Here is an 11,345-nt window from a genome sequence, read left to right on the forward strand (position 1 = left end):
CGCGCCCTCTCCAATCAACTGCACAAAGTTTTTTCTTTCTTTGTATGAAACCACCTTGCTCTGGGGATAAGGGGGCTGGGGGGTTAGGTTTTTGATTACTGAATCGATGCTCTAGAGATCACCCTCTAACTGGCGGGAAACAAGTCGAGCAAATAACCCTTCTTGCACAATTAGTTGCGAGAAAGTACCCACTTGTACAACATGACCAGCGTCAATCACATAAATGCGATCGGCATTGCGAATTGTACTGAGACGATGGGCAATCACTACTCTAGTGGCGTTTAACTTAGCTAAACTTTCAGTCACAATTGCTTGAGTGCGGTTATCCAGGGCGCTGGTTGCTTCATCCATTAAAATAATTTTGGGCTTTGAAACTAGCGATCGCGCAATCAATAATCTTTGCCGTTGTCCACCGGAAAGATTACTACCACCTTCAGCGATGATTGTATGCATCCCCATTGGCATTTGCTTGATATCATCAGCCAAGCCTGCCATCTGTGCCGCTGACCAAGCTTCTTCTAGGGAAACCAAAGCCCCGGTGGTGATGTTCTCAAAAACTGAGCCTGTGCCGATTTTGCCGTTTTGCAGTACTACCCCTAACTGTTTTCGCACTGCCTGGAGTTCCATCTCTGCTAAGTCTTTGCCGTCATAAAAGATGTTGCCTGTCAATGGAGTCTCAAATCCCAACAACAACCGCAATATCGTTGATTTCCCACTTCCAGAAGGGCCAACGATCGCAATAAATTCCCCTGGTTCAGCATGGAGGCTAACATCATTGAGGATTAGGCTGCTATTCTCCGAGTAGCGAAAGCTGACTCGATTTAGGGCAATTCGACCGCTTAATTGTCCGGGATTGACCTTGGTTGAGTCATATTCCGGCTGCGATCGCCAAATCGGTTTTGCTCGTTCCCATATTGGTACAATCCCCCAAATTTCCGATCCAGTATTGCTCAGATCAATTATTCCTTTGATAAAAATCGCCAAAGCATAGTTAAAAGCAACGAATGTACCCAGTGTGAGGCGTGGCTGCATCAACAGCATGGCAAACCCGAACAACAATATAGAACTCACCAAAGGGAGTGCTTCGTTAAATACAGAAATTCCATCTTTAATCTCTTGCCAACTCGCCTTCAGCCGGATCTGCTGACTGTATTTTTTTGCCCAAGTTGCAAATGCTCGTTCTTCTGCCATTGCTACCCGCAGCTTGGCGACACCATTAATGAGTTGTACGGTGAGTCCCTGAATTGCCCCATCTAGTTCTTGCTGTTTTTGCGATTTCTTCACCAACAGGAAACTGGCAACAGTTGTAACTATAGCGGCAAAGATTGCTAAACCCACGCCCACAAGGGCTAGTTGCCAACTGTAAATAAACATCAGCACCAAGTTGAATAAGGCAAAGACTCCACTCAACAACGTCCGTTGGGTAGCGCCACTGAGTTTTTGGTGAATTTCTCTCACCGCCATCACACGGTTGACTAAATCTCCAGAAGTATACTGACGAAAAAAGCTCGGACTTAATCTCAGCAGGCGATCCCAAATGGCTAGCTGCAATATGCTATCAGTGGCGCTTTCGACTCGTAGGGTAATAATGCTTTGGGCAATTTGAAAAGCTAACTGCCCAAAAGCCACCGCAAACATTACCAATCCGATCTGCCACAGTAAAGCGCGATCGCTATCGGGAATGGCATGATTAATTAAAATCGCTGTTGCTTGTGGTGCAACCATTCCTAATATTGTGCCCAGCAGCCCCACCACTAGAATACTGGCCAGGTCTTTTTCATAACCCTTGACTCCGAACCGTAATAAATCAATGGCGTTAAGCGGAACTTGGGGTAACGGTCGATACAGAACATAGGCTAATGTTGACAGTGTTTTTGCTATTGATTCATTGATGGGTGTCCGAGTCCGCGCTATGGGGTCAAAGATGACATAATCCCGATTATCTGTAGGTAATAAAGCTACTGGGCGCTTTTCTGATTGGGTATAAGCTAACATCGCCCCTTGGTCTTGACGCCACCAGCCATCTGCTAAAGTTACACGCCGAATCCGAATTTGCGATGAGCGAGCGATCGCCGCTACAGGGTCTTTGATAGAATTTAAATCCTCTACTGGTGGACGAATTTCTATTCCTAGTGCCCGTCCAACTGCACCAAATGCTACTAATAAGGGTGGCCCTTCCTGAAAGAAAATCGCCTCCTGCTGCGGCTGCAAGACTGTTGCTAAGTTAGAGAGTGCCGCCTCTATGACTTGCTGATTAAATTGTTCGCGTTCTTGAAACTGCCGAAATTCTGCTTCTGCTTCTTTATTTGCCAGCAAACTGAAGTAGTGAAAGAAATAAGTCTGCAAACTAGCTAAACCTGCGAGAAGTTCCTCAGAATTTTCTAAATTTGCCGTTGGCAACATTTGCCCGCTAACTGCATTTTCTGCCTCCAGCCACATCGCACTCGTGAGCGGAAACGCTGGTGAGGTAGAATTCAATATTAATTCCCCGATTCCCATCCAGTAAGTATTGCCTTGCTGCAACTTCACCCATAGGAGTGTTTGTTGCCTCAACTGTAGCGTTTCACCAGCCGATAAAGAAAAATCACGTTCAATGTTTGGCTGTACAAGGTTTAATGGCGTTGTCAAAACTGTTTGCTGGGCGCTGAGAAATTGTCCTAAATGATTTATCCAACCTTCTAAAAGTTCTATGGATTGCAAGTCAGCCGCGCCGATTCCCTTAACCAAGTCAACGATTGACATCTGGCATAATTGGGTAGGTTCAATTGCGATCGCGACAAAATTCCATTGGCTTTGTGCGATTACTTCCGGTAATAAGGCTTCACCAGCGTTGACATGAAACAGATAGCGGCGATGATCCTTTGGTAAACTGTTCTTAACTCTAGTCGCAAACACTGCCAATGTTCCAGACTGCACTATCCAAAAAGTTTCTGGGTCATTCAACAATAATGGTTCGTTTGCCTGAAAAGAGTACAGTTTAGAAGAAGGATTCACCTGCGGGCTACTCATTACTTAACTAAGCCTCTACCGCGTGAAGGAGGCGAACATAAGTTCCGCCTTGCTGCCATAATTCCTCATGGGTGCCACGCTGCACGATTTTACCTTGCTCTAGGACAATAATTTCATGGCAATCGCGAATTGTGCTGAGGCGGTGGGCGACTACGATACACGAACAACCACGCTGTCGTAAGTTACGGTTAATAATCAACTCGGTTTCTGTATCCAGGGCGCTGGTTGCTTCATCTAGTACTAAAACTGTGGGATTTCTCACCAAAGCGCGGGCAATTTCTAACCGCTGGCGTTGGCCACCACTAATATTCATACCGCCTTCAATCAACTCAAAGTCATATTTCCCAGGCATAGATGCGATCGCATCATGAATAGCTGCGTCTTGGCAAGCCTGCACCAAATCAGCTTCTAGAACTGTTGCATCCCAAAGAGTAATGTTTTCTCGCACAGTCCCGGCAAATAAAAAGATATCTTGTTCAACCATTGCCAACGAGTTAGCCAGAACAGAACGCTTGATTTGCGATCGCTCTACACCATCAAAGCAGATTTCCCCATCCCAAGGTTGATACAGCCCGCAAATTAATTTGGCAATTGTAGATTTACCAGAACCACTTCCCCCCACAAGCGCTATCCTTTGCCCTGGCTTGACAGTCAAGCTCAAATTCTCAATCAAAGGAGGTTCTACACGACTATAGCCAAAAGTGACATTTCGTAACTCAACGCCACCGTATAATTGCCAAGGAGATGAAGAAGTAATTTCTCCCCCTAGCTCCCCTGCCTCCCCTGCTCCCCTGCTCCCTCTCCCCTCCACTTCCAAATCAACGGAATTTTGCAGCACATCATCAAGACGGTTTAAGTCAGCTTCTAAATCTTGCAGTGTACTGCCAAAATTGACGAGGCTATTGACTGGCTCTAAGAAGCTCAGTGTTAAACTTTGGTAGGCAACCAGCATCCCAATACTGAGATTGCCGTTCATTACCTGTAAACCACCAACCAGCAGAATAGAAGCTGTGGTTAAGGCTGTCAAAATTGTCGGTAATGTGGTGAGAATTTGAGTTTGCAAGCCTAATTCTTGTTGGGCGTTGAGTGCTTTAGCGTAATAACCTGCAAATCGAGCAAATAAATCTGACTCTAGTCCAGAAGCTTTGATGGTTTCTATGGTTTGGATGCCACTAACCGTGACTCCACCCACCTTGCCATATTCCTGAGCTAGACGCATATTGGCATCTACACGAGTTTGCGATAAAAATAAGAGGGCGAGAATGTTGATTGCAGCAAAACCAACTGCGATCGCACTCAATAATTGGTCATACTGAATCATAATCAGCAGGTAAAAGACCATCATTACCGCGTCAATTACCGTGGTTGCCAAAGGCCCTGAAAGTACTTCCGCCACTCTGTCATTCAGTTGCATCCGGCTACTAATTTCCCCAGCAAAGCGCTGATCGTAAAACCCAATGGGCAGTCGCAGGATATGCCAGAGAAACTGTCCTGATGTGCTGACTGACAACTTAACCATTAATCGCCGCAGATAGGTAAGGCGCAGTCTAGCAAGGAATGCCCGTAATAAAGTAGTTAACAGCATTCCTAACAGCAAAGGTCGTAGCCAATTTTGTCGATCTTGGACTAAAATCTCATCGATAAACACCTGAGAAAAGGCTGGCACCGCTAACCGAGGCAATGTTAGCAATAACCCAGCCAGCAGACAAAACAAGATCGTAACTCGTGAGTTTTGCAAGCGGCTATTTAAAGCTGAGACAATATGATTTTTTTTCCCACCCTTCTGAAAATCCGCTCCTGGTTCCATCACCAGGGCAACACCCGTGTATGCGCGATCGAACTCTTCCCAACTCACTGTTCTCCTACCGGAGGCAGGATCATTGAGATAGACGCGTTTTTTGCTATATCCTTCTACCACGAGAAAATGGTTAAAATTCCAAAAGGCAATATAGGGGAGACGGGTAGTTTTTACCTTTTCCAGAGACAGTTTTAAACCTTTAGCATTGAGTCCATAATTTTTCGCAGCTTTGACGATATTAAAAGCTTTGCTGCCATCCCGCGAGACACCACATTCTTCACGCAGTTTAGCCAGTGGCACAATCCGACCATAATAGCTAAGAATTATTCCCAAAGCAGCCGCACCACATTCCACTGCTTCCATTTGCAAAAGTGTAGAAGTGCGGACGCGATTATTGGGGACTGGGGATTGGGGATGGTGGGGCCCCCTCTGGGGATAAGGGGTAATGGGGATTGGGGACTGGGGATTGGGCATAGGAGAAAAGGAGTTAAATGGAAGTTGAGCTTCTGAAGGTGGACTTTTAAGTTTTAAGGGACTTCCAAATAAAAAATATTCAATTAACTCTTGTGGGGTGGGCATCTTGCCATAGGTGTCAAGTTAAGCTCAAACTTCCTATGTCAATAAGCATTTATGCTTAACAATTTGGTTTGAAAGGGACAAAAAACGAACTTTTTCAGGGACTATTAATGCTTTGTTTATTAGCATCACTCCCAGCTTGCGTATAAAAGTCAGAAAAAAGTTCACCTTTATACTTCGTTCCTAACAAAACCTATCGTTGACAAATGGGTTTTAACCTTAAGTTGACACCAATGGCAAGATGCCCACCCCACAATATTGGATAATTTATTTCTTGGAGTTCCCTAACTCCCAATCCCCAATTTAATAAATCCCCGTCCAAGAACGCAGCATAGGAATAATATAAGAAATCGGTGCTTTTTCTCCAACTTTGACTTGAACAGAGGTAGTTGTACCCGAAGATATTTTTAAGGCTGGCCCATCAGAAGATGACCATTTGTAGCCACTAACTGATGTAGGATTTTCTTGGAGTTGGACAAAAGCTTGCACCTGACCTTCACCTTTACCTGCAAGACTGGCGGCCATTTCTTTATTACCAACGATCGCTGTAATATCTTGTGTAGTTACTGGAAATGCAGAAATATTTGCGATCGCACCAACAATGCCACCTTCGCGCTCACGTTTGGCAAAGCTGGGAGTCACTTGTACAGCCATCCCTGGCTTGATTTGCTTACCATCTTTATTAGCAAAGTAGACAAGACTCACAAGTTTTGAATTTGCCTCTTCCGCTTCGATTGATCCCAGGCGAGTCCCAGGATTCATCATTTGCCCAGGAACAACACTCACTTCCAAAATATGACCATTGTATTTGCTAATGATTCTACTTTCTTGAGATAGTTGCAGTTCTAATTGGGCAATTCGCCGTTTTACTTCTCGAATTTGATTAGTTTTGTCAATTGATTGCTTTAAGTCTTGTTCGCGTAATTTAGTATTTTGAGTATTCAGGTCTTTAATTTTGGTTTTAATTTCGTCAATTCTATTAAGATTTTCCAGATATTCTCGTTGCGTGGTGGTTTCTTGGATTTCAAGATCCTTTAGTTGCACGTCAATATCTGACAGTTCGCTTTGAGTATTAAAATATTCCTGTTCAGCTTGCACCAACATATCTTGGCTGATGACATGCTGCTCAAAAAGGTGACGACGGTTATCAACCCGCCCTTTGAGAGTTTTAAGTAAATAATTAATTTGTTGTTTGCGGGAATTAATACTCTGACGTTTTTGGGCGATCGCTCTTTGCATTTGATCGCGTAACTTGGGTGCATCTTGCTCTCGGCGCAGATTATTTTCTAGATCCCTTCTTTGCTGCCCAAGAGTAATGATTTGTTGGTCAATCAGCAGCTTTTGTAACCTGTCAGTCTCTTGATTTTGGGTTTGCAGTTGCTGCAACTTTATTTGCTCTTGCTGTAGTTGCTGCTTCAACGCTGATTGGTCGATAATACCCAGCACATCACCTTGTTTAATAATATCTCCCGCCTTGACCTTAAGAGTTAATAATGGCCCAGAACTGGGTGCTTGAAATTCCACAACATGGTGCGGTTTAATCAAGATGCCTTGGCCTGTGACAGTCAGGGGAATTCTGCCGAACACACTCCAAACGCCAGCCACAGCAACTACAAAACTCATGGCAGATAAACTCAACCAAGCTTGAGGCTTAACCACATTTATCGCTTGATCCAGTTGTTCTGGTGAAGATAAGCGTTCTAAGGCTTCTTGGCGAAAGATGTGGCTGTGTTTTAGTTGCATTGTTCTCCTTCTTGCTGAAAGCACCCAGAACCTTAAATCTTCTAGACTTTTAAGATTAAAGTGCGATCGGGGAGAACTAGGGGAGAACCAGCAGAGGCGATCTAATACTGCTTGTTTAAAGGACTGACAAATAAAAAAATATCCAATTAACTCTTGTGGGGTGGGCATCTTGCCCGCACAGTTGATATGGCGGGCAAGATGCCATTAGTGTCAACTTAAGGTTAAAACCCATTTGTCAACGATAGGTTTTGTTAGGAAGGAAGTATAAAGGTGAACTTTTTTCTGACTTTTATACGCAAGCTGGGAGTGATGCTAATAAACAAAGCATTAATAGTCCATGAAAAAGTTCGTTTTTTGTCCCTTGAAAACCGAATTTTTAAGCCTAAATGCTTATTGACATAGGAAGTTTGAGCTTAACTTGACACCAATGGCAAGATGCCCACCCCACAATATTGGATAATTTATGATGTCAAAGGTAAGCGGATAGTAAAACAAGTTCTACCTGGCTGCGACTTAAACGAGAGCGTACCATGATGGCGATTCTCTACAATCCGGCGAACGGTTTCTAAACCCAATCCCGATCCATGCCCGACTGATTTGGTGGTGAAGAAGGGTTCAAAAATGCGCGTTTGAATTTCCAGTGGAATTCCACTGCCAGAGTCGATGATGTCAATATGGGCAAAGCGATCGCAATGCCAAGTTGTAATTTCCAGTAATCCTTTACCATCCATTGCATCAATGGCGTTGTCAATTAAGTTCGTCCACACTTGATTTAGTTCGCTACCATAGGCAAGAATTTTCGGCAGACATCGATCGTAATTGCGTTGCACTTGCACACCACACTTGAGTTTATGAGCAAACAATCGCAAGGTATCTTCCAAGCCTTGATGTATATCGACTTCTTGCTGAATGCCTTGATCGAGGTGAGAATAAGACTTCATCGCTTGCACAAGTTCGGAAATCCTCTCAGATCCTCGCAAACCATGTTTAATCATCGACATGACTTCAAAGGAAAGCGCTAGCCAGTGCAATCCCATTTCTCGCAATTCCGTGTTGTCGTTGCGCCAACGTTCCATGAGTTGCTCTAGGCTTTCAACCTCAACACCACCTTCTGCTAAAGGTTCTGCTAATTTCCACGCTTGGTTTACACCATAGTCTTCTAACCATTCCAGCAAGATGGTTTCGCGATCGCTTAATGTCACCGGATCTAGGCGATTATTCAAAATCGCATCATACCCTTGATCGCGTACTCTCAACCAGTGTTGAGTATGGGCTTCCTCAACATTGCGTTGCCCATAAACTAAATTCATTCGTTGTAACTCTAAGATGGCGGCTGGCATTTCTTTTAAAGTCCGAACAAGGGCTGCCGCTGGGTTGTTGAGTTCATGGGCTAGACCGGCGGCAAGTGTCCCTAAAGCTGCCATCTTTTCCCGCCCACGAATAAAAGACTCTAGCCCCCGGACACGACCTTGCATAATTCGGAAGACCATCCGCTCAAAATCACGACATTCATGCAGCAGTTTACGGAAGTCTTCTCCCTTCATTGCATAAATATGGCAATTTGTCAAAGCCCGCATTGTCACAGGTGCAGGTTCATCCGTGAGGACGGGAATTTCACCAAAAAAGGATGGGGCTTCGTGTTGTCCGATGGGAATTTCAACTCCTTCACTGCGGCGGGTGATGTTGATTTTTCCTTTGACTAAGATAAATAAGCGACAAGCCAAGTCTCCCTCATGGGACAACACTTCTCCGGCGGAAAGTTCAACGGTTTGAGCGCGATCGCAAACCCACTGTAATCGCTCTTTAGGAAGCTGTTGAAATGGGTCTAAGTTGATTAATTCTTCAACACATAACATCAATGAACCTCCTTGAGGGGGCAGAGGGGCAGAGGGGCAGGGGAGAGGTTTGCAAATTATAGTTTTTCCCGCTCTAGCTAAACATTACCCAGGTAGCGGTGAACGAATTGAATGGCAATGGAACCTTCTCCCACACCGGATGCCACGCGCTTAATTGAGCCATAGCGGGCATCTCCGGCTGCGAAGATTCCTGGAACGTTGGTTTCTAGCAAAAAAGGAGAGCGTTCCAAAGGCCAACCTCGCGGAGATTTGCCATTATGCACTAAGTCTGGCCCTGTGATGATAAACCCTTGAGCATCGCGTTGAATAACACCATCAAGCCAATCAGTTTTGGGGCTAGCACCGATGAAAATAAACAGCGATCGCGCTGGCACAGTTTCGGTTTGTCCAGTCTTGATATGGGCAATGACAATTGCTTCTAAATGTTTCTCTCCCTTCACTTCCACAACGCTGCAACCTGTGCAAACTTGGATATTTTCAGTAGCGGCAATTTGGTCAATTAAGTATTGGGACATACTTGATGCTAGTGACTCTCCCCGCACCAACATAATCACTTTGCTGGCATACTTAGAAAAGTGCATTGCTGCTTGTCCAGCAGAGTTTGCCCCGCCTACCAGATAAACCTCTTCATTGCTACAGGCGATCGCCTCAGTCATGGCAGCACCGTAGTAAATTCCTGCCCCTGTGAGCTTCTCGGCTCCTGGAACATTTAGCCAACGGTAAGAAACACCGGTTGCAACTAAAAGTGCATGGCAACTAATCTCGCTACCATCTGCTAATTGCAGAACCCGATAAGGATCTTGCAGTCGAACCCCAGTTACTACTTGAGGTGTGAGAATCTCTACCCCAAATCGTCGAGCCTGGGTGACTCCCCGCCTTGCCAAATCATTACCACTCAAGCCAACAGGAAACCCTAGATAGTTTTCAATCCGTGAACTCGTACCTGCTTGTCCTCCTGGCGCTTCCCGCTCAATTAAGACAGTACTCAATCCCTCAGAAGCGCCATAGACGGCAGCTGCCAGTCCAGCAGGGCCAGCACCCACGATCGCCAAATCATAGAAGGGGCGCTCTGCCTGAGTTTGCAGTCCAATTTTGGCAGCAATCTCTAAATTAGATGGTTGAATTAACCGGGAACCATCGGGAAACAGCACCAAGGGCAATTGTTGCCTACAATCAGCTTGGGCGTATTGCACCAATTTTGCCGCCTCCGGCTCCAGTTCAATATCTAACCACTTAAATGGAACCTGGTTACGCGCTAGGAAGTCTTTCACCTGATGTGAAAAAGGCGACCAGCGATTACCAATGACTCGAATCCCTTCAAATGGTGGGCGGAATCCAGCTAGCCAGTCATCGAGTAAATCATCTAAAACCGGATATAGCTTCTCTTCTGGTGGATTCCAGGGCTTGAGTAAGTAATAATCAAGTCTGGCACTATTAATTGATTTAATGGCAGCATCCGTATCTGCATACGCCGTCAGCAAAGCGCGTTTCGCATCAGGAAAGATGCCTTTTGCCTGTTCCAGGAACTCCACACCTCCCATCTGAGGCATCCGTTGATCCACCAAGAATAGGGCAATTGCCTCATTCCGCAATTTGAGTTGCTGCACCACATCCAGAGCGGTAATACCGGAATCTGCCCGAACAATGCGGAAGCGATCGCCATACTGATGCCGTAAGTCTCGTGACACTGCTTGCAGTACCTCTGGATCATCATCGACGGTTAAAATTGCTGGTTTCGCCATAATTACTGTTACTCAACAATTGCAGTGCCTAGCCGTTATCTTCAAAAATCTGTTGTCAAAATAAGTAGTCGGACAAAATTAATTACACAATGTCATTGCAAACGTTCGCAATGACTGTAAATATTTTTGTCCATCTACTTATCTACTGTTTAACCAGTTGCTTTAAACGAAAGTATGCCTCTTCTGGTGTCAGCGGTTCTGATTGACTTTCATTAGGGATATAAAATACCCAGGTATCAGGAAAGTAATGCACCACAAAGCTGGGAATCAAACCCAAGCTGATTGCTTGCTTTCCGAGTTTTTCAGCTTGTTCCTCTAAACTCAGTTGGTCATGAAATACGTGTTCAGCCATACTTGTTCATCTCCCTGCACTTTATTTAACCTTGGAAGAAGGTTTAGGTGATTCAGAATGAGCTTGAGAATATTTTGGTAATAGACCTAAATCATTTCCAATATGCTTTCGTAGAGAATCATAAAACTATTTTGGTCAGTCGCGTTAATCTGAAATTGAATTAGATAAGGGACTTCCAACAAATAAATTACCCAATCTTGTGGGGTGGGCAAGATGCCATTGGTGTCAAGTTAAGGCAGATGCCCAAATGTCAAGTGAGGTTGCAGCGT

General features: G+C 44.8%; 6 protein-coding genes. All 6 read right to left on the reverse strand.

The genetic code is table 11. The features are described from left to right. Nucleotides 1-111: 111 nt before the first annotated feature. The gene (locus HWQ44_RS30075) at nt 112-3,009 is read right to left on the reverse strand and encodes an NHLP bacteriocin export ABC transporter permease/ATPase subunit (protein ID WP_292725623.1); all 2,898 of its coding nucleotides are present in this window, start codon (nt 3,007-3,009) and stop codon (nt 112-114) included. Nucleotides 3,010-3,016: 7 nt separating this feature from the next. After that, complete coding sequence (locus HWQ44_RS30080; RefSeq protein WP_292725633.1) at nt 3,017-5,170, reverse strand: NHLP family bacteriocin export ABC transporter peptidase/permease/ATPase subunit; 2,154 nt, start codon at nt 5,168-5,170, stop codon at nt 3,017-3,019. Between the two features lie 516 nt (nt 5,171-5,686). Beyond that, a complete protein-coding gene (locus tag HWQ44_RS30085) occupies nt 5,687-7,126 on the reverse strand; it encodes an NHLP bacteriocin system secretion protein (protein ID WP_292725625.1) in 1,440 nt (479 codons plus the stop codon). Between the two features lie 461 nt (nt 7,127-7,587). Then, the gene (locus HWQ44_RS30090; protein ID WP_292725627.1) at nt 7,588-8,982 is read right to left on the reverse strand and encodes an ATP-binding protein; all 1,395 of its coding nucleotides are present in this window, start codon (nt 8,980-8,982) and stop codon (nt 7,588-7,590) included. Between the two features lie 77 nt (nt 8,983-9,059). After that, nucleotides 9,060-10,724: an FAD-dependent oxidoreductase gene (locus HWQ44_RS30095; protein WP_292725629.1), complete on the reverse strand. Its 1,665-nt coding sequence runs from the start codon at nt 10,722-10,724 to the stop codon at nt 9,060-9,062. 142 nt (nt 10,725-10,866) lie between these two features. Next, nucleotides 10,867-11,076: a hypothetical protein gene (locus HWQ44_RS30100; protein ID WP_292725631.1), complete on the reverse strand. Its 210-nt coding sequence runs from the start codon at nt 11,074-11,076 to the stop codon at nt 10,867-10,869. Nucleotides 11,077-11,345 lie beyond the last annotated feature (269 nt).

Source organism: Nostoc sp. JL34 (genome assembly GCF_017114945.1).
GTDB lineage: Bacteria > Cyanobacteriota > Cyanobacteriia > Cyanobacteriales > Nostocaceae > Nostoc.